At 73.4% G+C, this 21,041-nt stretch carries 21 protein-coding genes and 2 pseudogenes; 9 read left to right on the forward strand and 14 right to left on the reverse strand.

Annotation, left to right across the window (positions count from 1 at the left end; genetic code table 11):
• Window positions 1-395: 395 nt before the first annotated feature.
• The 3 genes from U6N30_RS22065 to U6N30_RS22075 all read right to left on the reverse strand — a co-directional run bounded on the left by U6N30_RS22065 (window position 396) and on the right by U6N30_RS22075 (window position 3,046).
• Window positions 396-1,262: a 3-isopropylmalate dehydrogenase gene (locus U6N30_RS22065; RefSeq protein ID WP_324273968.1), complete on the reverse strand. Its 867-nt coding sequence runs from the start codon at window positions 1,260-1,262 to the stop codon at window positions 396-398.
• A gap of 171 nt (window positions 1,263-1,433) precedes the next feature.
• Window positions 1,434-2,075 (reverse strand): ACT domain-containing protein, encoded by a 642-nt coding sequence (locus U6N30_RS22070; RefSeq protein ID WP_324273969.1) that lies wholly within the window; start codon window positions 2,073-2,075, stop codon window positions 1,434-1,436.
• On the reverse strand, window positions 1,982-3,046 hold the full coding sequence (locus U6N30_RS22075; RefSeq protein WP_324273970.1) for a hydroxyacid dehydrogenase: 1,065 nt from the start codon (window positions 3,044-3,046) through the stop codon (window positions 1,982-1,984). The genes U6N30_RS22070 and U6N30_RS22075 overlap by 94 nt, the downstream gene beginning before the upstream one ends.
• 157 nt (window positions 3,047-3,203) lie before the next feature.
• Between U6N30_RS22075 and U6N30_RS22080 the strand changes: the two genes are divergently transcribed.
• Complete coding sequence (locus U6N30_RS22080) at window positions 3,204-3,971, forward strand: hypothetical protein (protein WP_324273971.1); 768 nt, start codon at window positions 3,204-3,206, stop codon at window positions 3,969-3,971.
• 72 nt (window positions 3,972-4,043) lie between these two features.
• A complete protein-coding gene (locus U6N30_RS22085) occupies window positions 4,044-4,601 on the forward strand; it encodes a hypothetical protein (RefSeq protein ID WP_324273972.1) in 558 nt (185 codons plus the stop codon).
• A gap of 83 nt (window positions 4,602-4,684) precedes the next feature.
• Here the strand turns inward: U6N30_RS22085 and ilvC are convergent, their stop codons facing one another.
• From ilvC to ilvD, 10 genes are all read right to left on the reverse strand, one after another.
• On the reverse strand, window positions 4,685-6,298 hold the full coding sequence (gene ilvC / locus U6N30_RS35660) for a ketol-acid reductoisomerase (RefSeq protein ID WP_479690528.1): 1,614 nt from the start codon (window positions 6,296-6,298) through the stop codon (window positions 4,685-4,687).
• Complete coding sequence (locus U6N30_RS22100; RefSeq protein ID WP_324278413.1) at window positions 6,298-8,118, reverse strand: acetolactate synthase large subunit; 1,821 nt, start codon at window positions 8,116-8,118, stop codon at window positions 6,298-6,300. Before U6N30_RS22100 ends, ilvC begins: the two co-directional genes overlap by 1 nt.
• A gap of 275 nt (window positions 8,119-8,393) precedes the next feature.
• Complete coding sequence (locus U6N30_RS22105; protein WP_324273974.1) at window positions 8,394-10,427, reverse strand: putative bifunctional diguanylate cyclase/phosphodiesterase; 2,034 nt, start codon at window positions 10,425-10,427, stop codon at window positions 8,394-8,396.
• Window positions 10,322-10,810, reverse strand: coding sequence for a hypothetical protein (locus U6N30_RS22110; RefSeq protein ID WP_324273975.1), 489 nt, complete (start codon window positions 10,808-10,810; stop codon window positions 10,322-10,324). The genes U6N30_RS22105 and U6N30_RS22110 overlap by 106 nt, the downstream gene beginning before the upstream one ends.
• Window positions 10,807-11,046: a hypothetical protein gene (locus U6N30_RS22115; protein ID WP_324273976.1), complete on the reverse strand. Its 240-nt coding sequence runs from the start codon at window positions 11,044-11,046 to the stop codon at window positions 10,807-10,809. Before U6N30_RS22115 ends, U6N30_RS22110 begins: the two co-directional genes overlap by 4 nt.
• Window positions 11,047-11,106: 60 nt before the next feature.
• Window positions 11,107-11,622, reverse strand: a complete 516-nt coding sequence (locus U6N30_RS22120) for an EAL domain-containing protein (protein WP_324273977.1) — start codon at window positions 11,620-11,622, stop codon at window positions 11,107-11,109.
• Window positions 11,604-12,467, reverse strand: a complete 864-nt coding sequence (locus U6N30_RS22125) for a diguanylate cyclase domain-containing protein (RefSeq protein WP_324273978.1) — start codon at window positions 12,465-12,467, stop codon at window positions 11,604-11,606. The genes U6N30_RS22120 and U6N30_RS22125 overlap by 19 nt, the downstream gene beginning before the upstream one ends.
• The gene (locus U6N30_RS22130; RefSeq protein WP_324273979.1) at window positions 12,443-12,967 is read right to left on the reverse strand and encodes a PAS domain-containing protein; all 525 of its coding nucleotides are present in this window, start codon (window positions 12,965-12,967) and stop codon (window positions 12,443-12,445) included. The genes U6N30_RS22125 and U6N30_RS22130 overlap by 25 nt, the downstream gene beginning before the upstream one ends.
• Window positions 12,910-13,671 carry a hypothetical protein gene (locus U6N30_RS22135; protein WP_324273980.1) on the reverse strand — a complete coding sequence of 254 codons (762 nt, stop codon included), beginning with the start codon at window positions 13,669-13,671 and terminating at the stop codon, window positions 12,910-12,912. Before U6N30_RS22135 ends, U6N30_RS22130 begins: the two co-directional genes overlap by 58 nt.
• Window positions 13,643-15,331: a dihydroxy-acid dehydratase gene (gene ilvD, locus U6N30_RS22140; protein WP_324273981.1), complete on the reverse strand. Its 1,689-nt coding sequence runs from the start codon at window positions 15,329-15,331 to the stop codon at window positions 13,643-13,645. The genes U6N30_RS22135 and ilvD overlap by 29 nt, the downstream gene beginning before the upstream one ends.
• Window positions 15,332-15,660: 329 nt before the next feature.
• Here ilvD and U6N30_RS34420 point away from each other — a divergent pair.
• From U6N30_RS34420 to U6N30_RS22150, 3 genes and pseudogenes are all read left to right on the forward strand, one after another.
• Window positions 15,661-15,858 (forward strand): annotated as a pseudogene (locus U6N30_RS34420) (helix-turn-helix domain-containing protein); the annotation flags it as partial.
• Between the two features lie 13 nt (window positions 15,859-15,871).
• On the forward strand, window positions 15,872-16,480 hold the full coding sequence (locus U6N30_RS22145; protein ID WP_324273982.1) for an MmyB family transcriptional regulator: 609 nt from the start codon (window positions 15,872-15,874) through the stop codon (window positions 16,478-16,480).
• Between the two features lie 47 nt (window positions 16,481-16,527).
• Window positions 16,528-16,767 (forward strand): annotated as a pseudogene (locus U6N30_RS22150) (PH domain-containing protein); the annotation flags it as partial.
• A gap of 108 nt (window positions 16,768-16,875) precedes the next feature.
• On the opposite strand, the gene U6N30_RS22155 reads toward U6N30_RS22150, so the two are convergent.
• Window positions 16,876-17,661 carry an NAD(P)-dependent oxidoreductase gene (locus U6N30_RS22155; protein WP_324273983.1) on the reverse strand — a complete coding sequence of 262 codons (786 nt, stop codon included), beginning with the start codon at window positions 17,659-17,661 and terminating at the stop codon, window positions 16,876-16,878.
• A 318-nt stretch (window positions 17,662-17,979) separates the two neighbouring features.
• On the opposite strand from U6N30_RS22155, the gene U6N30_RS22160 reads away from it, so the two are divergent.
• Genes U6N30_RS22160 through U6N30_RS22175 form a run of 4 tightly spaced genes read left to right on the forward strand, consistent with a single transcriptional unit; the run spans window position 17,980 to window position 20,883 of the window.
• Window positions 17,980-18,282, forward strand: coding sequence for a hypothetical protein (locus U6N30_RS22160; protein ID WP_324273984.1), 303 nt, complete (start codon window positions 17,980-17,982; stop codon window positions 18,280-18,282).
• Window positions 18,279-19,463 (forward strand): PQQ-dependent sugar dehydrogenase, encoded by a 1,185-nt coding sequence (locus tag U6N30_RS22165; RefSeq protein WP_324273985.1) that lies wholly within the window; start codon window positions 18,279-18,281, stop codon window positions 19,461-19,463. Before U6N30_RS22160 ends, U6N30_RS22165 begins: the two co-directional genes overlap by 4 nt.
• Complete coding sequence (locus U6N30_RS22170; RefSeq protein WP_324273986.1) at window positions 19,460-19,759, forward strand: hypothetical protein; 300 nt, start codon at window positions 19,460-19,462, stop codon at window positions 19,757-19,759. Before U6N30_RS22165 ends, U6N30_RS22170 begins: the two co-directional genes overlap by 4 nt.
• Window positions 19,756-20,883 carry a DUF222 domain-containing protein gene (locus U6N30_RS22175; protein WP_324273987.1) on the forward strand — a complete coding sequence of 376 codons (1,128 nt, stop codon included), beginning with the start codon at window positions 19,756-19,758 and terminating at the stop codon, window positions 20,881-20,883. The genes U6N30_RS22170 and U6N30_RS22175 overlap by 4 nt, the downstream gene beginning before the upstream one ends.
• The last annotated feature ends 158 nt before the right edge of the window (window positions 20,884-21,041 follow it).

The raw sequence follows: 21,041 nt of genomic DNA on the forward strand, positions 1-21,041 counted from the left end.
CGGCGAGCACGTCGGCTACCTCGTCCCCGACGGCTCGCCGGACCTCGTCGTCCCCGTGACCCTCGTGGGGTCCGTCCTCGGGCCGGCACAGGTTCCCGCGACGGCGACGGCGCTGCTGTCGGCACGGGGGCCGGCCGCGCTCGACCGGCGCTGGTGGTGCCGGTTGCCGGTCCCGCTGACCGACAGGACGGACGCCGGCCGGCCCGAGGACGACTGGGGGTGGTCGGCCGTCGTGCTGGTCGAGGCCTCCCCACGGGCTGCCGGGTCAGGCTCGAGTACGCCGAGCCTGCCGAGATGCGGGCCCAGGCCCTGCTCCCCGTGCCGGTCGGCGACCTGCTCCTGCCGGAGCCGCCGCCCCCGTGAGTCGAGGGAGCGGCCCGGCGGTCGGTTCTCCTTCAGCCGCTCGCGAGGGCGGCGAGCCGGTCGCCGACGTCGGTGGTGCGGACCGGGCCCTGCGGCGAACGGGTGGAGAGGTCGAACGCCACCGCGGCGTTGACCTTCTTGGCCTGCTCGGTCCGGCCGAGGTGCTCGAGCAGCAGCCCCACCGAGAGGACGGTGGCCGTCGGGTCGGCGATCCCCTGCCCGGCGATGTCGGGGGCGGAGCCGTGCACCGGCTCGAACATGCTGGGGTTGGTGCCCGAGGCGTCGAGGTTGCCGCTCGCGGCCAGACCGATGCCGCCGGTCACGGCGGCGGCGATGTCGGTGACGATGTCGCCGAAGAGGTTGTCGGTGACGATGACGTCGTACCGGCCGGGGTCGGTGATGAAGAACATCGACGCGGCGTCGACGTGCTGGTAGGCGACGGTGACCTCGGGGAACTCCGAGGAGACCTCCTCGGTCACCCGCGACCAGAGGCCGCCGGCGTGGGTGAGCACGTTGGTCTTGTGGATCAGGGTGAGGTGCTTGCGCGGCCGGGCGAGGGCCCGCTCGAAGGCGTAGCGCACCACCCGCTCGACGCCGAACGCCGTGTTGAGGCTGACCTCGGTGGCCACCTCCTGCGGGGTGTCCTTGCGGAGCACGCCGCCGTTGCCGACGTAGGGCCCCTCGGTGCCCTCGCGCACGCAGAGCATGTCGATCGGCCCCGGGTTCGCCAGCGGGCCGGTGACGCCGTCGAACAGCCGGGCGGGACGGAGGTTGACGTGGTGGTCGAGCTCGAAGCGCAGCCGCAGGAGCAGCCCGCGCTCCAGGATCCCCGGCGGGACGCTGGGATCGCCGATGGCACCGAGCAGGATCGCATCGTGCCCGCGGAGCTCGTCGAGCACCGTGTCGGGCAGGAGCTCCCCGTGCGCTGCCAGCGCATGGCGCCCAGGTCGTAGTGGGTGGGTTCCACGTCGGGAGCCACCTCCTGCAGGACCTTCAGTCCTTCTGTCACGACCTCGGGGCCGATGCCGTCTCCGGCGATCACTGCCAAACGCATGGGAACGACTCCTGGCTCAGTTGGGGTTGAGGTCGGCCGCGCGGGCCTGGCGGGCGCCGATCCGGTCGGCGATGTTCCCGAGCAGTTCGGTGGCCACCCGGCTGTCCACGGTGACGGCCATGAGCGCCTCGCCGCCGCGGGTGGTGCGGCTGACCTGGGCACCGGCGATGTTGATGCCGGCCTCCCCCAGCGCCGCGCCCACGGTGCCGACGACGCCCGGGCGGTCGGTGTAGACGAAGAACAGCAGGTAGCCCGACAGGTCCAGGTCCATGTCGAACCCGTCCACCTCGGTCAGCTTCGGCACCTGGTTCTTGCCGAACAAGGTGCCCGAGACGGTCACCTGCGTGCCGTCGGACATGGCGCCGCGCACGGTGACGAGGTTGCGGTAGTCCGGGCTCTCGAGGTCGCTGGTCAGTGCCACCTCGAGCCCGCGCTGCTCGGCGAGCAGCGGCGCGTTCACGTAGGTGACCTGCTCCTCGACCACGTCGGAGAAGACGCCCTTCAGCACGGCCAGCTGGAGCACCGAGTCGTCGAACTCGGCCAGCTTGCCGCGCACCTCGACCGTCACCGACTGGGCCAGCCCGCCGGCGACGGCGGTGAACACCCGGCCGAGCTTCTCGGCCAGCGGCAGACCGGGCCGGACGTCCTCGGCGACCACGCCGCCGGCCTGGACGTTGACCGCATCGGGCACGAACTCCCTTGCAGTGCGAGCCGCACGGAGAGTGCCACCGCCGTCCCGGCCTTGTCCTGCGCCTCGGCGGTGGAGGCGCCCAGGTGCGGGGTGACGACGGTGTTCGGCAGACCGAAGAGCGGGCTGTCGGTGGACGGCTCCTCGGCGTAGACGTCGATGCCTGCCGCGCCCACCTGACCGGACCGCAGGGCCTCGGCCAGGGCGGCCTCGTCGACCAGCCCGCCGCGGGCGGCGTTGACGATGATGACGCCCTTCTTGGTCATCGCCAGCTGCTCGGCACCGACGAGGCCGACCGTCTCGGGGGTCTTGGGCAGGTGGATGGAGATGAAGTCGGACTCCCGGAGCAGCTCCTGCAGGGAGACGAGCCGCACGCCGAGCTGCGCGGCCCGGCCGGGCTGGATGTAGGGGTCGTAGGCGATCAGCGTCACGTCGAAGGCGGCCATCCGCTGCGCGAACAGGACGCCGATGCGGCCGAGCCCGACCACGCCCACGGTCTTCCCGGTGACCTCGACGCCCATGAACGTCGACCGCTTCCACTGGCCTCCGCGCAGGGTCGCGTCGGCGGCGGGGATCTGGCGGGCGGCCGCGAGCAGCAGCGCGACGGCGTGCTCCGCGGCGCTCACGATGTTCGACGTCGGCGCGTTGACCACCATCACGCCGCGCTCGGTGGCGGCGGCGACGTCGACGTTGTCGAGCCCGATCCCGGCCCGCGCCACCACCTTGAGGGCGGGTGCCGCAGCGAGCGCCTCGGCGTCGATCTGCGTGGCGCTGCGGATCATCACCGCGGCCGCGTCGGCCAGCGCCGGCAGCAGCGCGTCGCGGTCCGCACCGTCCACGTGGCGGATCTCGACCTCGGTGCCGAGCACCTCGAGCACGCTGGGCGCGAGTTCCTCGGCGATGAGGACGACGGGTGCGGTCCCCGGCTCGGTGGCGGTCACAGGCGCACAGCCTAGGAGCGTCCGCAGAGTGGGACGACACCGCACCGTCGCCGACGGTCACTTGTCCCCAGGGGCGTGCGTCGTCCTTGTGCCGCCCGGGCCGCCCGGACATCCTGGCCACCGGGAGCCGGGAACGCCGGCTTCGACGGAGGAGATCATGAGCCAGTCCGACGACCAGGGTCGTTCCGAGTCCACCGCGCCTGGCTACGGGCAGCCCCAGTACGGGCAGCCCCAGTACGGGCAGCCCCAGTACGGGCAGCAGTACGGGCAGCCGGCTCAACCGTCCTACGGCCAGCCCGGTACCGAGCAGTCCGGCTACGGCCAGCAGCAGTACCCAGCCGGGTACGGGCAGCAGCCCGCGTACGGCCAGCAGTACGGTCAGCCGCCCGCCTACGGGCAGTACGGGTCCGGTCAGCCGGCCAAGCCCGGATCGGTGGTCACCGCCGCGGTGCTCGGATTCGTCTTCGGCGCCCTCGGCGTGATCTTCACCCTGCTCACGTTCGTGGCCGGCAGCGCCACCGCCTCCATCTTCGGGGACCTGGCGGAGGACGACGACGTCACGACCGGCCTCTTCGCGATCTTCGCGCTGGTCGGGGTGCTCATGGCCGCCTGGACCGTCGTCGTCATCTGGGGCTCGGTGTGGGCGCTGACCGGACGCAGCCGGGTGCTGCTCATCGTCGGGGGTCGATCGCGCTGGCGTTCACCCTGCTCGGGTTCCTGGCGAGCATCGGCGACGCCGACACCTCGGGAGCGGGCGGCATCATCTGGAGCCTGCTGCTGCTCGCCGCGGCGCTGGCGATCGTGGTGCTGCTGTCGCGCAAGCCGTCGGCGGACTTCTTCGCCGCGCACCGCGCCCGCCGGGGTCGCTGACGTCCCTCCGTGGTCCGGCCGCCCTATCCGGTCAGGACCACGGAGGCTCCCATGACCGGGTGGCGGGCCCTACACTCCGCCACCGACCGCCATCCCGGCGGAGTGGACGCCCCAGAGGAGACGCACCATGTCCAGCCCCACCCCCGGTTGGGACCAGCCGGGTTCGGACCCGAACCATCCGCAGGCTCCTCCGCCGCAGGGCCAGCCCGGCTGGGGTGCGCCCCCGCCACCGCCACCGCAGGGGTACGGCGCTCCCGCTCCGTCGTGGTCGGGCGCCCCGGCCGGCTACGGGGCGCAGCGGCCCGGCCAGGTGACCGCCGCGGCCGTGATCGGCATCGTGATCGGCGGACTCGGCACCCTCGGCGGCCTGCTGCTGCTCTTCGGGATCGGGCTGCTGTTCGAGATCAGCGCGATCCTCGGTCTGCTGGCGCTGCTCTCGTTCGCCACCGCGGTCGTCGTCCTGGTCGGGGCCATCCAGGCGATCCAGGGCAAGTCGCCCCGGCTGCTGATCCTGGGCAGCTACGCCTCGATCGGCATCCAGCTGCTGTACACGATCTTCGCGATGTCCTACGGGGAGTCGTGGTTCACCGGGATCCTGGGCTTCATCCTGCCCATCCTGATCGTGTTCCTGCTGATGCAGCCGCAGTCCAAGCAGTACTACGCCGCCCGGGGGATCAGCTACTGACAGCCCCCACCGGGCCCCTGCAGGGCGCCATGCGAAGAGCCCCGCTGCCGGATCCGGTAGCGGGGCTCTGTCGATCCGCTGGATCAGCGGGCAGCGGTCCCGGTGTAGTCGTCCGACGCGGACACCCAGCTCATGAGACCGCGCAGCTTGCGGCCGGTCTCCTCGATCGGGTGGGCCTCCGCGGCGGCCCGCTTGGCCGTGAAGTCCGGCGCACCGGCGTCCTGGTCGGCGATGAACGCCGCGGCCCAGGAACCGTCCTTGATCGCGCCGAGCACCTCCTTCATCGACTCCTTGACGCGGGCGTCGATGACCTTGGGGCCGGAGGTGTAGTCGCCGTACTCGGCGGTGTCCGACACCGACCAGCGCTGCTTGGCGATCCCGCCCTCGTACATGAGGTCGACGATGAGCTTCAGCTCGTGCAGGCACTCGAAGTAGGCGACCTCGGGCTGGTAGCCCGCCTCGGTGAGGGTCTCGAACCCGGCGGTGATCAGCGCGCTGGCGCCGCCGCAGAGCACGGCCTGCTCACCGAAGAGGTCGGTCTCGGTCTCCTCGGCGAAGGTCGTCTTGATGACGCCGGCCCGGCTGCCGCCGATGGCCTTGGCGTAGGACAGGGCGAGGGCCTGGGCGTGGCCGCTGGCGTCCTGCTCCACGGCGATGAGGCACGGCACGCCCTTGCCGTTCTCGAACTCGCGGCGGACGAGGTGGCCGGGGCCCTTCGGGGCGACCATGGCGACGTCGACGCCGGCCGGGGGCTTGATGTAGCCGAACCGGATGTTGAACCCGTGGCCGAAGAACAGCGCGTCGCCGTCCTGCAGGTTCGGCTCGACCGACTCCGCGTAGAGGGTCCGCTGCACGTGGTCCGGCGCCAGGATCATGATCAGGTCGGCCTCCGCGGCCGCCTCGGCGGGCGTGACGACGCGCAGGCCCTCGGCCTCGGCCTTGGGCCGGCTCTTGCTCCCCTCGGGGAGCCCGACGCGGACGTCGACGCCGGAGTCGCGCAGCGACAGCGCGTGGGCGTGGCCCTGGCTGCCGTATCCCAGGACGGCGACGGTGCGCCCCTGGATGATCGAGAGGTCGGCGTCGTCGTCGTAGAAGATCTCGGCGGCCATGCTGGTGGTTGTTCCCTTCGGTGGTGGAGGGCCAAAGTGGCCACTTTGGCCCGGCTCTGAACTAGGCGGAGCGCTCGACCGGGCGCAAGGTACCGGCGCCCGACGTCGAGCGCGGACCCCGGCCCAGGGCCACGGTCCCCGACTGCGCCATCTCCTTGATGCCCAGGGGGCGAGGACGGCGAGCAGCGCCTGCAACTTGTCCGGGGTCCCGGTCGCCTCGAGGGTGACGGTGTCGGGGTTGACGTCGACGACCCGGGCGCGGAACAGCTCGGCGGTCTGCAGGACCTGGGTGCGTTCGGCCATCGGCGCGCGCACCTTGACCAGGAGCAGCTCGCGCTGCACCGCCGCGGTGGAGTCCAGCTCGACGATCTTGATGACCTCGATCAGCTTGTTCAGCTGCTTGGTGATCTGCTCGAGCGGCGCGGTGTCGGCGTCCACCACGATCGTCATGCGGGAGAGATCGGGGTTCTCCGTCGGGCCGACGGCGAGGGACTCGATGTTGAACCCGCGGCGGCTGAACAGCGCCGCCACGCGGGCCAGGACACCGGACTTGTTCTCGACGAGGACCGAGAGCGTGTGCCGTGACATCAGACCTGCCCCTCTCCGAACACGGGCCGCACGTCGCGCGCGGCCAGGATGTCGTCGTTGCTCGCGCCCGCGGCGACCATCGGCCACACCTGGGCGTCGTGGCCGACGACGAAGTCGATGACCACCGGGGCGTCGTTGATCGACATGGCCTTCTCGATCACCGCGTCCACGTCGTCCCTGGACTCGCACCGCAGCCCCACGCAGCCGAGCGCCTCGGCGAGAAGGACGAAGTCGGGGATCCGCACGGCCTTGGGGGTGCCGTCGTCGTTGCGCGCGTGCAGCCTCGTGTTGGAGTAGCGGCCCTCGTAGAACAGGGTCTGCCACTGGCGGACCATGCCGAGGTTGCCGTTGTTGATCACCGCGACCTTGACCGGGATGCCCTCCATGGCGCAGGTGGCCAGCTCCTGGTTGGTCATCTGGAAGCAGCCGTCGCCGTCGATGGCCCAGACGGTGGTCTCGGGGCGGCCGTACTTGGCGCCCATGGCCGCGGGGACTGCGTAGCCCATGGTTCCCAGGCCACCGCTGTTGAGCCAGGTACCCGGCTTCTCGTACTTGACGAACTGGGCGGCCCACATCTGGTGCTGACCCACGCCGGCCGCGTAGATCGCGCCCGGCCCGGCGATCGCCCCGAGCCGCTCGATGACGTACTGCGGGGACAGCGAGCCGTCCTCGGGCCAGTCGTAGCCGAGCGGGTAGCGCTCGCGCCAGTCGTCGAGCTGGGTCCACCAGGCGGCGAGGTCGGGGGTCCGGCCGGCCTCGTGCTCCCCACGGAGGGCCTCGGTCAGCTGCGCGATGGTCTCCCTGGCGTCACCCACGATCGGGACGTCGGCCTTGCGGTTCTTGCCGATCTCCGCGGGGTCGATGTCGGCGTGCACGACCTGCGCGTGCGGCGCGAAGCTCGGCAGGTGGCCGGTGACCCGGTCGTCGAACCGCGCGCCGAGGGCGACGATGACGTCGGACTTCTGCAGGGCGGTGACCGCGGTGACGTTGCCGTGCATGCCGGGCATGCCGAGGTTCTGCGGGTGGCTGTCGGGAAAGGCGCCCCGGGCCATCAGCGTGGTGACGACCGGGGCCCCGGTGAGGGCGGCGAGCTCGGCGAGCTCCTCGCTCGCCGCGGCCTTGAGCACCCCGCCGCCCACGTAGAGGACCGGCCGGCGGGCGCCGGCGATCAGCGTCGCCGCCTCGCGCACCTGCTTGCCGTGCGGTCGCGTGGTCGGCTTGTAGCCGGGCAGGTCCATGCGGGGCGGCCAGGAGAAGTCGGTGCGCGCCTGCAGGACGTCCTTGGGGATGTCGACCAGGACGGGGCCAGGCCGGCCGGTGGAGGCGAGGTGGAAGGCCTCGGCGATCCGCTGCGGGATCTCGGCGGCGTCGGTGACCAGGAAGTTGTGCTTGGTCACCGGCATCGTGATGCCGCGGATGTCGGCTTCCTGGAAGGCGTCGGTGCCGATGGCGGCGCTGGGCACCTGGCCGGTGATGGCGACGATCGGCACCGAGTCCATGTGCGCGTCGGCCAGCGGCGTCACGAGGTTGGTCGCGCCGGGCCCGGAGGTGGCCATGCACACCCCGACCTTGCCGGTGGCCTGGGCGTAGCCGGTCGCGGCGTGCCCGGCGCCCTGCTCGTGCCGGACGAGGACGTGCCGGACGGCGCTGTCGAACAGCGGGTCGTAGGCGGGCAGGATCGCGCCGCCCGGGATGCCGAAGATGACCTCCACGCCGACGGCCTCGAGGGAGCGGACGAGGCTCTGCGCACCGGTGATGCCGGAGGCCGGCTCGGCGGCGGCCTCGGCGACGGACCGGGCCGTCGTCTCGACGCCGGTCAGGAGGCGGCGGCCTCGCGGGTTGCGGTGTCCCGGGAGGCGTGCTCCCCGGCGCCGGTGCGGGCGGCGTGCTCGCTCGGGGTGGTGGTCATCTCGGCGTTCTCCTGGCTTGCAGGCGGGTGGGGCGGGCGGAACGGCTCCGGGCAACAAAACCCCTCGTGCCACAGGCACGGAGGGTCAGCGCGTCGGTCGGGGGACCGACGCGCTAGGCGACTACGAGGCTGAGCGGGCAGCCGTCGAGAATCATGCGGGCGCGAGGCACCTGCACACTGTGCGCCTCACCGAGGCCGGTCGTCAACCAGCCTGTCCCACCAGGTGGACACTGGCGTCCAGATCGGGACCCGTCCCGAACACAGCCGGATCGAAGGAGTCGAGGAACGCCGACAGGTCCTCCACGGGCATCGGTCGGCCGAGCAGCCAGCCCTGGACGAAACGACACTGCATGGCGCGCAAGGCCCGCAGCTGGCCGGTGGTCTCGACCCCTCCGCGACGACGTCCATGCCCAGCGTGCGCCCGAGCTCCACGACCGCCGCCACCAACGCGGCGCCCCGCGGGTCGGTCTCGATGTCGCCGATGAACTCCCGGTCCATCTTGAGGACGTCGACCGGCAGCCGGGCGAGGTAGGCCAGCGACGAGTAGCCGCGGCCGAAGTCGTCGAGCGAGATGATGCAGCCCATCTCACGGAGGGTGGCCAGATCGCTCTGCAGCCGGTCCTCCGCGTCGAGCATGATCGACTCGGTGACCTCGATCATCAGCCGGTCCGGCGGTACGCCGGAGTCCGCGAGTGCCTGGGCGACGTCGGGCGCCAGGCACCCGGCCTGGAGGTGGCGGACCGAGACGTTGACGCCGAGCTTGAGGTCCCGGTCCTCGGCGAGCAGGTCGGCGAAGTCCGTCGTCGCCCTGCGCAGGACCCACTGCTGCAGCGGCACGATGAGGCCGTCGGCCTCCGCCAGTTCGATGAACTCGTCCGGCGGCACGGTGCCGAGCACCGGGTGGTCCCACCGGACGAGGGCCTCCAGGCCCAGGATCCGACGGTCCTCGAGACCGGCCACCGGCTGGTAGACGATGCGGAACTGCTCCTGCTCGATCGCCGTCGGCAGGTCCCCGGCCAGCTGGGCACGGCGCCCCATGGCGCTGTCGATGGCGTGGCCCGCCGTGCGCACGCAGCTCTTGCCCGCCGCCTTCGCCGCCCGCAGGGCGAGGTCGGCCCGCCGGATCGTCGTGGAGACCTCGTCGGCGGGATCGAGCTCGGTGACGCCGATGCTCCCGGAGATGTCGAGGACGAGGCCCTCGGTGTAGCCCGTGCTGCCGACGGCCGGCCGCACCGTGCGCAGGTCGGTGACGATCCGTTCGGCGAGCGCGGTCGCCTCCTCGATGCCGTCGGCGACGAGGATCGCGAACTCGTCGCCGCCCAGCCGGCTGATCAGGTCACCCTCGCGGACGTTGGCCCGCAGGCGATCGGCCACCTGCACCAGCAGGTGGTCCCCCGCCTCGTGTCCGGCGATGTCGTTCACCGGCTTGAAGCCGTCGAGGTCCAGCAGCAGGAGGCAGGCCGCGGGCCCGTTCGCTGCGCGCGTCCGGGCGGAGGCCAGGGCCGCCATGAGCTGGGCCCGGTTGGGCAGCCCGGTCAGGAAGTCGGTGTAGGCCAGTCGCTCCAGCTCGCGCTGGGAGGACCGGCGCTCGGTGACATCGCGCAGGTGCAGCACCAGGCTGTCGCGCAGGGCCGTACCGGGCACCCCGGCGCGCGCGGCACCGGTGATCTCCACGTCCCGCCATGCGCCGTCCTGGGTGCGCAGGCGAACCGTCGCCGGTAGGCCGGTCGTGCGACTGCCGGAGAGCACCGCCGCAGCCCGGTCCACCATCCCCCGGTCGTCGGGATGCAGCAGTTCGCGGAGGTTGCGCCCGGTCAGGTCCTGGGCGGTCCAGCCCAGCTGGGTCCGGACGGCACCGGACAGCCAGGTGACGCTCCCCTGCGCGTCCACGACGGCGGTCACGTCCTCGGCGCTGCTGACGAGCGCGCGGAAGTACGCCTCGGTGCGTTGCAGCCGTCCGGTGAGGCGGGCCCCGTCCCGCGCCCACAGCAGCTGGCGGACGAAGGAGAGCGTGAGGAGCGTGCCGAGCGCCAGGCCCTCGACCGTCGACGCCGACCGTCCGCCGACCAGCTGCACCGCCACCAGGCCGCCGACGGCGTAGGCCGACACCGCGCTCACGAAGAAGCCGAGCAAGGGCAGCCCCGCAGCCGGCTCGAGGACCTCCTTGAGGTCCCCGGGGTCGGTGTCGACGGCACGGATCCCCGATGCGAGCATCGCCATCCAGGCCGTCTGGGTGAGCACGGCCGACGCGTCACCCCCAGGAACCGCCCCAGGGCACCGGACACCGCCACGACGGTCATGGACACGAGTGCGGCGAGCAGCCACGCGGCGGCCGGCCGGCGTTCGTCGCGAACACGGGCCAGCGCGACCAGGCCGACCCCGCACAGCACGGCGCCCACAGCCGGGTAGCCGACCGTGATCAGTGCCGACGCAGCGCCGTCGGTCCGGGCCATGACGTCGCGCAGGAGCACCGCCGCGAGCAGCGCGACGGCCACCAGCACCACGGCGCCGTCGAGCAGCACGCGGGAGCCGATGCGGCGGCCGGCGGTACGCGGCAGGAGCAGGAGTGCGGCCGCGACGACGACCGGAACGGCCAGCATCATCGGGATGTCCCCCAGTTGCCGCGTTCCGGGCCGGTCCACGTGACCGTCGCGATCGCCTGTCCGACGGCCAGGAGCACCCCGGCCAGCCCGAGGGCCCGCCAGGGCCGGGCCGACCGCGCCGGGAGCCGGGCGGCATGCCGGAAGACGATCACCGCGGCGAGACCGGCCGTCAGGCCGAGCAGCGGCGAGGTCGTGACCTCCGAGACGGAGGGCACGGCCAGCCGCAGGAAGGCCATGACGAGAGCGATCGCAGCGAGCAGGAGATAGGCGGTCCGCGACCCCCGGGACCGGTGCGGTCACGGGACCCCGACCAGACCGGGCAGCAGCACCTGGTCACCCTGTGCCAGCAGGCCGGTGATGCCGGACAGCGGCATGGGGCGGGAGATCACGAAGCCCTGCGCGAACCCGCAGCCGAAGCCACTCAGCGCGGCCAGCTGCGCCGTCGTCTCCACACCCTCCGCCACCACGTCCAGACCCAGCGCGCGGCCGATCCCGATGACCGACTCGCACAACGCCCGGCTCTGCGGATCGCGGTCGATCCGGGTGATGAGGGACCGGTCGAGCTTGACGACGTCGATCGGCAGCCTGGTCAGGTTGGCCAGGGCGGACGAGCCGCTGCCGAAGCCGTGCAGGGCGACGTGCACGCCCATGAGCCGGAGGCTGGCGACGTCGAGGCGCAGGCGCTCGTCGTCGGCCATCACCGCCCCCGCGCTGATCTGCAGCACGAGTCGCTCCGGCGCCAGGCCCGAGACGCGCAGCGCGGACTCCACGTCGCAGACCAGCGTGCCGCCGGTCAGGTAGCGGGTCGGCACCTTCGTGCCGATCCGCAGCGGGGTCTCCCCGCGGGCAGGCGGCTGGCGACCGTGGCCGCCTCCTCCAGGCTCCAGCGCACGAGCTCGCCGATGAGGCCGGCCCGTTCGGCCAGCGGGACGAACTCGGCCGCCGGGATCTCGCCGAGGGTCGCGTGCCGCCAGCGCAGGTCCGCCTCGACACCGGTGACCCGCCGCTCCCTCAGCGAGACGATGGGCTGGAAGAGCAGGTACAGCTCACCGCGGGCCCGAGCGCCCTGCAGGTCGTGGCGCAGCAGGTCCCGTCGAGCGGCGGCGTCGCCCAGCGAGGCGTCGTAGCGCCGGGCGTACCCCTTCCCGGCCTCGTGGGCGGCATGGACGGCGAGGTCGGACCGCTCGAGGACCGCCTCCACGCCGCAGCCCTGCTCGATCGGCACGATGCCGATCGAGGAGGTGAGCTCGACCAGGCCGGCGGTGGTCACGATCGGCTGCTCGACCACTGCCAGGCAGCGGTCGGCCAGCCGGTCGGCCTCGGCGTCGGTCCCGTACGCGAGGATCGCGAAGGCGCCGCCGCCCATGCGCGCGACGACGTCCTCGCCGCGCACGGTGGCACGCAGGCGACGACCCACCTCCGCCACGGAGGCGGTGACGGCCTCGCGGCCGGCGTTCGCGCGGACCGCGGCCAGGCCGTCCAGCTCGATCATCAGCAGCGTCCCGGGCGCATCCGCGGGATCGGTCAGCGCGTCCTGCAGCGAGCGGAGGACGGCCGCCCGGTTCGGCAGGCCGGTCATGGGGTCGGCGTAGGCGATGGCCTGCAGCGCCTGCTCGCGCGCGTGCCGCTCGGTCATGTCGCGGCAGTACAGGACCACGGCCCCGACGTCCGGATCGGTACGCAGGTCGCAGACCCCGGCCTCCAGGTAGCGCCACTCCCCGTCGCGTCCTGGAGCCGCACCGTGAGCAGGCCGCTCGCGGTCGGCGCGGGGCCCTGCACGGCGTCGGGCAGCGCCGCGGCCAGTGCCGGGGCGTCGTCGGGGTGCACGGAGGCCAGCAGCGGACGACCGACCAGGCCGGCCGCTGCGTCCCCGAGGGCGCGGTCCAGGGCCGGCGAGGCCCAGCTGATCCGCAGCGCGTCGTCCAGGATGACGACGGCGTCGCCGGAGGACTGGACCATCGACCGGAAGTGGGCCTCGCTGCGTCGCAGCCGCGCACTGAGACGCTGCTCCTCGCGGGCGGTCAGGCCGCGGTGGACCACGGCGAGCGCCACGCAGAACACCAGGCCGCCGATCATGCCGGGAGTGGGCCGGGAACCCGTCAGCGCGACGGCGCCCGTGGCGCTCGCGGCGGCGAGCAGGGCGATGTGCGGCAGCACCTGGCCGACGTCGAAGGACCGCCGTCCCTGGCCGTCGGAGTCCCCGGCCGCCGTCCGTCCGTCGAAGAGGACGGCGACAGCCAGCAGCAGCAGGCCCGCGGCGACGGGCAGCCGGGCGGCCGCGATCGGGAGCTCGGAGCCGGCGAGCATCGCCGACGTGCCGAGTCCCCGCCCGACGGTGAGCAGCGCGGCCCCGCGAGCAGCACCACGGCCATGGTGCGTCGGCGGGCCTCGATGACACCGAGGATCGTGAGGGCGGCGGCCATCGTGGCCGACGTCGTGAGCACGGCGGCCCCGAGGACCACCCGCTCCTGCAGCGCGAGGGCCGACCACGCGCCGTCGGGACCCACGACGAGCAGGCTGACGACGACCAGGCACGCGAAGAGGAACTGAGCGACCTCGACGACGAGCCGTGGCCGGGCGCGCAGCCGCCCGCGGTCGACGAGGCCGAGGATGGCGACGATGGCGATCAGGTAGCCCGGCACCGTCGGCACCCAGCGGATCACCGCGAGATCCACGGCGTCGGCCGGCTGCACGAGCGCGGCCGCCAGTGCGCCCACGGCCGGGAACAACGGTGCGGCGGCGAGGAGCCGCCAGGGACGCGGCCGATCGGTGCGCCCTGCGGCGAGCATCAGGACGGCGGCCGCCACGAAGCCGGCCGCGACGACGGCCACCTCACCGACCGGCTGCAGGGCAGGCTCCACCGCGGCCAGCACGCATCCCAGCGCGACCGGAACCGCGGCAGCGAGCAGCCACCATCGACGAGAGTCCACACCGCTCTCTCGGCATCCCCGGGGGACGGTCGAGCCGCGGAGGAACGCCGTCACCCGTTGGGAGGATGGCCGCGCTGGCAGCGGTGACGCCGGGTGCCCCGGCGCCCGAGGCCCTCAGTCGCAGATCGCGCCCTGGGCCGCGGACCCGACGAGCTTGGCGTACTTGCCCAGCACCCCGGTCGTGTAGCGCGGCGGGGCGGGCTCCACCCTCCCGCCTCCGGGCCAGCTCGTCCTCGCCGACCAGCAGGTCGAGGGTGCGGGCGGCCAGGTCCAGCCGGATCGGGTCGCCGTCCTGCACGAAGGCGATCGGTCCGCCGTCGGTCGCCTCCGGCGCGACGTGACCGATGCACAGACCGGTGGTGCCACCGGAGAAGCGGCCGTCGGTGAGCAGCAGGACGTCCTTGCCCAGGCCGGCCCCCTTGATCGCTCCGGTGACGGCCAGCATCTCGCGCATCCCCGGCCCTCCCCGCGGACCCTCGTACCGGATGACGACGACGTCGCCGGGCTGGAGGACGCCCTCGGTGACGGCGTCCATCGCGCCCTGCTCGCCGTCGAACACCCGGGCGGTGCCCTCGAAGACGTCGGTGTCGAAGCCGGCCGACTTCACGACCGCGCCGTCCGGGGAGAGGGAGCCGCGCAGGATCGTCAGCCCGCCGGTCCGGTGGATGGGCTCGCTCATCGCGTGGATGATCGCGCCGTCGGGGTCCGGCGGGGCGATCTCGGCCAGGTTCTCCGCCATCGTCTTCCCGGTCACGGTCAGCACGTCGCCGTGCAGCAGCCCGGCGTCCAGGAGCGCGCGCAGCACCACGGGGACACCGCCGATGCGGTCCACGTCGGTCATGACGTAGCGGCCGAACGGCTTGACGTCGGCCAGGTGCGGGGTCCGGTCCCCGATCCGGTTGAAGTCCTCGAGCGTGAGCTCGACCTTCGCCTCGTGGGCGATCGCCAGGAGGTGCAGCACGGCGTTGGTCGACCCGCCCAGGGCCATGACGACGGTGATCGCGTTCTCGAACGCCTCGCGGGTCATGATCTGGCGCGCCGTGATGCCCTTGCGCAGCAGGTTGACCACCGCCTCGCCGGAGGCGACGGCGAAGGCGTCCCGGCGGTTGTCGACCGCCGGCGGGGCGGCGCTGCCCGGCAGCGCCATCCCCAGCGCCTCCGCGACGCTGGCCATCGTGTTGGCGGTGTACATGCCGCCGCAGGAACCCATGCCGGGGCAGGCGGCCTTCTCGATCGCGGTCAGCTCGTCACGGCTGATCAGACCGCGCGCGCACGCGCCGACGGCCTCGAAGACGTCGATGATCGTCAGGTCCCGGTCGCCGAGCTTGCCGGGCATCGTGGAGCCGGAGTAGAGGAAGACGCTCGCCAGGTCGAGCCGGGCGGCCGCCATCAGCATCCCGGGCAGCGACTTGTCGCAGCCGGCGAGCAGCACCGAGCCGTCCAGCCGCTCGGCGAACATGACCGTCTCGACCGAGTCGGCGATGACCTCGCGGGAGACCAGTGAGGCGCGCATGCCTTCGTGCCCCATGGAGATGCCGTCGGAGACGGAGATCGTGCCGAACTCCAGCGGGAACCCGCCGGCGGCGTGCACCCCTTCCTTCGCCCGCTTGGCCAGCCGGTCCAGGGAGAGGTTGCAGGGGTGATCTCGTTCCAGGACGACGCGACGCCGATCTGTGGCTTGGCGAAGTCGTCGTCGCCCATGCCGACCGCGCGCAGCATGGCGCGCGCCGGGGCCTTCGCGTCCCCGTCGGTCACCTCGAAGCTGCGCGGCTTGAGCGGGCTGCGCGTCCCGCTGGAGGAGTCGTTGCCCGGGATGAGGTCCTCGCCGATCGTCACGGGAGGGAATGCTAGGCCGGTTCGCGGCACCCACCATGGGCGGGCTGATACTGGTAGCGGTACCACCACCGAGAGGGAGCGCCTGTGACCGCCACCGCCCGCCGCGAGCTGGCCGAGTTCCTCGGCTCCCGTCGTCGTCAGCTGGCTCCGGGCACGGTCGGCCTCCCGGTGGGCGGGAACCGGCGGACGCCGGGCCTGCGCCGGGAGGAGGTGGCGATGCTCGCCGGGGTCAGCCACACCTGGTACACGTGGCTGGAGCAGGGCCGCGACATCCGGCCCTCCCGGCAGGTCATGGATGCGCTGGCCCGGACCCTGCGGCTCTCGGCGGCCGAGCACGAGTACCTGCTGCGGCTGGCCGGTCACGGCGGGGGCCGCCGGCCGGGAGGGTGGACGCGATGCCCGTCCACCTGCAGCGGCTGCTCGACGCCCTGGGCTCCTCCCCGCGTACGCGATCACCTCGAGCTGGGCGATCGTGGGCTGGAACGCGGCCTACGAACGCCTCTATCCCGGGGTGGCCACGGTGCCGGCCGCCGACCGGAACCTGCTGTGGGTGGTCTTCACCGATCCCGCCGTCCGCACGCTCCTCGGCGACTGGGCCGGCGACAGCCGGCGGTTCCTCACCCAGTTCCGCGCCGAGGTCGGCCCGCGCCTGGCCGATCCCGACGTCGTGGACCTGGTCACCCGGCTGCAGGCGGCCAGCCCCGCGTTCCGCGAGGGATGGGCGAGCCACGACGTCGACCGCTTCAGCTCGACGGAGCGGCGCTTCGAGCACCCGGTGGTGGGCCCGCTCGTGCTGGAGCACCACCAGCTGACCCCGGCCGACACCCCCACCCTGCAGCTGGTGGTCTACACCGCGGCCGCCGGCAGCGAGAGCGCCGGGAAGTTGTCACAGCTGGGCGGCTGATCCGTCTGGGAGGATCGATCCCCGTGGATGCCCCAGCCCGCCTGCGGATGAACCGGACGGCGCTGTTCCCGGTCGGCCTCCTGGCCGTCTGCACCGTCCCGCTGGCCTTCGCGGCGGCCTGGACGCCGGTCCTGCTGCTGATCCCCCTCCTCGCGACGCTGTGGGTGCTGCGCGCCGGCGTCGACATCGCCGACAGCGGGCTGACCGCGCGCTCGACGTTCGGGCAGCGGCACGTCCCGTGGGCCGAGGTCGCGGGTATCCGGGTGGCCTCGCGCGGCGACCTGTGGCTGGTGACGACGGCGGGGACGGAGATCCGGCTGCCGGTCATGCGGGCGAGGACCTCCCCGCCTGGCCGCGTTCTCGGGCGGCCGCATCCAGGTCCCGGCGCCGCCGGCTCAGTAGCTGTCGACGACGTTCGCGAGGTCCTCCCCGGCGAGGATCCGGGCGATCTGCTCGGTGACCGCAGCGGCGGCGCGGGCACCGGTCTCCGGCACCGCGCCTCCGACGTGCGGGGTCAGCAGGAGCCCCGCCGCCGCCCACAGCGGATGTGCGGCCGGGAGCGGTTCGGGTTCGGTCACGTCGAGCGCCGCGCGGAGCCGTCCGCGGGAGAGCTCGGCCAGGAGGGCGTCGGTGTCCACGATCACGCCCCGGGCGGCGTTGACCAGCAGCGCGTCGTCGGCCATCGCGGCGAGGAAGCCGGCGTCGACCATTCCTCGCGTCTCGGGGGTCACGGGGACGATGACGACCACGACGTCGGCGTGCGGCAGGAGCCCGGGCAGCTCGTCCATACCGCGGACCCCGTCGCGGGCGGTCCGGGCGACGTAGGTCAGCTCGACGTCGAAGCCGGCCAGCATCCGGCCGATCGTCCGGCCGATGTCACCGGCGCCCACCACCAGCACCCGGGCGCCGACCAGGGAGTGGTGGGTGCTGAAGGACCAGCGCCCGGCGTGCTGCTCGCGGACGAAGAAGGGGATGCCGCGCTGGGCGGCCAGCATCGCGGTGACCGCCCACTCCGCGGTCGACGGGGTGTGCGCTCCGCGGGCGTTGCAGAGCAGCACCTCGTCGGGGAGCCGCCCGACGAACCTCTCCGCACCGGCGGTGAGCAGCTGGACGAGGCGCAGGTGCGGAAGCGCGGCGAAGAAGTCCGGACCGGGCAGGGTGGCTCCGGTCGAGCGCGGCACCCAGACCTGGGCGCGCGTCGCCTCTCCCGAGGGGCTTCCGCGTCGGGATCGACGCGGTGGGCGCGGACACGGGGCGAGAGGGACTCGACGGCCTCGCCGATGGCTCGGGAAGGAACGAGCACGTGCAGGGTCTCGTCGGGCTCCAGGGTCAGCTTCGGCACGGCTGGACTCTAGGTGCGGCGGCCCCGACGTCGTCCACGGACTGGTCGTCGACGTCGCCGGCCGGCTGACGTCGCGGCATACGGGCGGCACCCCTCGAGCGCACGTACTGTCTCCGGTGTGGGACGACGGACGGCAGCGCGGCTGGTCGCCACGGCCATGACCGTCGCCCTGCTGACCGCGTGCGGGGACGACGGCTACGAGCCGGCCGGCCCGTTCCGCCCGTTGCCCGAGGGCGCGCCGCCGGAGGTGGGGCCGCCGTCGTCGAGCGCCCCGATCCCCGGTGATCCCGCGCAGCCCGGCTCCGGCGAGGAGGGCGGCGACCCGAACGTGGTCGCCTCCGGGTTGGCCGTCCCGACCGGGCTGGTCCTGCTGCCCGACGGGAGCGCGGTCGTCGGCGAGCGGGACACCGGCCGGCTGGTGCAGGTGTTCGCCGACCGCTCCCTGCGCGCGAGCTCATGACGGTGCCCGGCATCGACACCGCAGGCGACGGCGGCCTGCTCGGCCTGGCGGTCTCCCCGACGTTCCTCGAGGACGGCCTCTTCTACGCCTACGTGTCGACCGCGACCGACAACCGGGTGGTGCGCTTCCCGCTCGGGGGCACACCCAACCCGGTGTTCACCGGGATCCCCCGCGGCGAGACCCACAACGGCGGCGGTCTGGTGTTCGGCCTCGACGGCACCCTGTACGTCGGCACCGGTGACGTGGGCGATCCCGCGCTCGCCGGGGACCCTGCCTCGCTGGCGGGAAAGGTCCTGCACATCGACGTCTTCGGGCGGGCTCTCGGCGCCGGTCCCGTGCACAGCACCGGGCACCGCAACGTGACCGGCCTGTGCCAGTCGCTGGAGGCCGGGGAGGTGGGAGCGCCCGGCGAGGAGAGCCTCCCGACGGCGACCCTCTACGCCACCGACGACGCCGCGCAGGGCCCGGACGCGGTGGACCGGGTGACCCCCGGCGCCGACTACTCCGTCGTCCCACCACTGATCGAGATCCCGGCCGAGGAGGGTGCCCCCGGGGCTGCGCCGCCGGCGGTGGAGCCGTCTTCGTGGCCACGCTGGACGGGCAGCGGGTGCACGCGTTCGCCCTGGACGGCGCCGGGGCCGTGGTCGGCGACCCGGAGGAGTTCCTGGCCGGCGAGTACGGCCGGCTGCGCACCATCGTCGTCGATGCCGAGGGTGCCCTCTGGATCACCACGTCCAACCGGGACGGCATCGGTACGCCGGTCGAGGCGGACGACCGGGTCCTCCGGATCCTGCCGCCGTCCGCGGCCGGCACCTCCCGCTCTGACCGCCGAGCGACAGTTCGCTCCCGCCGGCCGCCGCTCACCCCCGGTCCCCACGACCGACGAGCCGCAGGACTTCTCCAGCGGATGTCCGAGTTCCCTGGCCCCGCACCACCCGACCACCAAGCCTCGCCGCACCCGACGCCCCCTCGCGCACGACGACCCGCCCCCGTTCAAGCGGGGTTGGCCTTTGTCGCTGCCCGGAAGGCGCACACGATTTCGTCGAATCGGCTCACGTCGTGATCAGCAGCGTCCGCAGACGTCAGAGCGGGGAATCGTGGCCGCGCGATCCCAAAACTGTCAGACGCCGCGCGTACGTTCGCACATGTGTTCGAGGGTGGTGGATTCGGAGTCGGGGTGACGGTCACCCGGGTCGACGTCGCGCCTTGGAACGAGGCACCGCTGCCGAAGGGTGTGGTTTCCCGGCCGACGCGGCTGGGTGAGCTGCTGCCGGTGGCCTCCCGCACCGACGCGGAGATCGCTGCTGAGCTGCAGCGCGTGGACCAGATGGAGAGCCGGCTGGCCGCCTACAAGGCGGAGCTGGTCACCGGGTTGGCCGTCCGTCGCCCCGACAGCCTCGACCGGCAGATCGGTGAGCCCGGTGCCGCCTCGCCGGGCTGGGTGCCGGGGCCGGGCCGGGAGCCGGTGGAGGGGTGAGCGAGTTCTTCGCCGACGAGCTGGCGATGACCCTCAACTGCTCGCGCACCGCGGCCACGAAGCTCGCCGACACCGCCATCCTGCTCACCACGCTGCTGTGCGCGACGTGGGCGGCGCTGGCCGACGGGCGGCTGGACTGGCCGCGGGCCCGCGCCCTGGCCGCGGAGCTGACCGTGCCGGCCCGGGAAGTGGAGCCGACAGTGCTGGCCGCCGTGGAGGCCGCGGTGCTGCCCCGGGCACACCGGCTGTCGATCCGCGGGCTGCAGGCCGCAGTGCGCGCCGAGCTGCTGCGTCACGACCCGGCCGCGGCCGACCGGCGACGGAAGCAGGCCGCCCGCTGCACCGACGTCACCGTCCGGCCGGCCGCCGACGGGATGGCCGAGCTGTCGGTGTTCCTGCCGTACCAGATGGCCACCGCCATCCGGGACACCACCGACGGCTACGCCCGGCTGGCCAAGGCCGAGGGAGACGAGAACCCGCTCGGACAGCTGCGGGTCGGCGTGCTCTACGACCTGGTTACCCGCCCCTGGGACACCAGCCGGCCACCGGTCACCGCCCACCTCACCGTGCACGCCACGCTGGGGACCCTCCTGTCGGGCGCCGCCGGGCATGACGCGTGCGCCGTCGCCCACGCGTCCACCGCCCCGCCGTCAGCTCACGCCGGCCAGGACGCTGACCTCGGCAGCAGCTCGGTCCCGGCAGCCACCGATGTCGTCGACGGCTGCGGGCGGGTCGAGCCGCGCAGGTCGACGGTCAACCCATCACCGCCGCTCACCTGCGCGACCTGCTCGAACAGCTCGACTCCCTCTGCCCCGGCGGCCTGCAGGCCCCGCCGGCGGCGAGCTGCACATCGCGCTCAACGACCCGGTCAGCGGCGCCCTGCGCGCGACCGTCACCCGCACCGAACTCGAGCGCCTCGCCCGCCGCGGCTGCCCCCGGCACCCAGCCGGCGACTGCGCTTGCCCGCTGCTGGACCGGCCCCCACCCGTGGGCCGCTATCGCCCCAGCGAGACCCAGCGCCGGTTCGTCACCACCCGCGACCGCACCTGCCGCCACCCCGGCTGCCACAACCGCGCCGCCTGGGCCGACCTCGACCACGTCCTCGCCCACGCCGACGGCGGTGAGACCGCCTGCGAGAACCTCTGCTGCCTCTGCCGCCGGCACCACCGGCTCAAGACCCACGCCACCGGCTGGTCCTTCACCATGGGCGACGACGGCACGCTCACCGTCACCACACCCAGCGGCGTCACCCGCAGCACCCGACCACCAGGCCTCGCCGAAC

The sequence above is a fragment of the Blastococcus brunescens genome (genome assembly GCF_035320885.1).
Classification (GTDB): Bacteria; Actinomycetota; Actinomycetes; order Mycobacteriales; family Geodermatophilaceae; genus Blastococcus_B; species Blastococcus_B brunescens.

Coding starts and splice junctions, on each gene's coding strand:
- U6N30_RS22080 (WP_324273971.1), top strand. CDS start 3,204: ATGAGCCAGTCCGACGACCAGGGTCGTTCCGAGTCCACCGCGCCTGGC.
- U6N30_RS22085 (WP_324273972.1), top strand. CDS start 4,044: ATGTCCAGCCCCACCCCCGGTTGGGACCAGCCGGGTTCGGACCCGAAC.
- ilvC (WP_479690528.1), bottom strand. CDS start 6,298: ATGTCACGGCACACGCTCTCGGTCCTCGTCGAGAACAAGTCCGGTGTC.
- U6N30_RS22105 (WP_324273974.1), bottom strand. CDS start 10,427: ATGGCGATGCTCGCATCGGGGATCCGTGCCGTCGACACCGACCCCGGG.
- U6N30_RS22110 (WP_324273975.1), bottom strand. CDS start 10,810: ATGATGCTGGCCGTTCCGGTCGTCGTCGCGGCCGCACTCCTGCTCCTG.
- U6N30_RS22115 (WP_324273976.1), bottom strand. CDS start 11,046: ATGGCCTTCCTGCGGCTGGCCGTGCCCTCCGTCTCGGAGGTCACGACC.
- U6N30_RS22145 (WP_324273982.1), top strand. CDS start 15,872: ATGCGCTGGCCCGGACCCTGCGGCTCTCGGCGGCCGAGCACGAGTACC.
- U6N30_RS22160 (WP_324273984.1), top strand. CDS start 17,980: ATGACCGTCGCCCTGCTGACCGCGTGCGGGGACGACGGCTACGAGCCG.
- U6N30_RS22165 (WP_324273985.1), top strand. CDS start 18,279: ATGACGGTGCCCGGCATCGACACCGCAGGCGACGGCGGCCTGCTCGGC.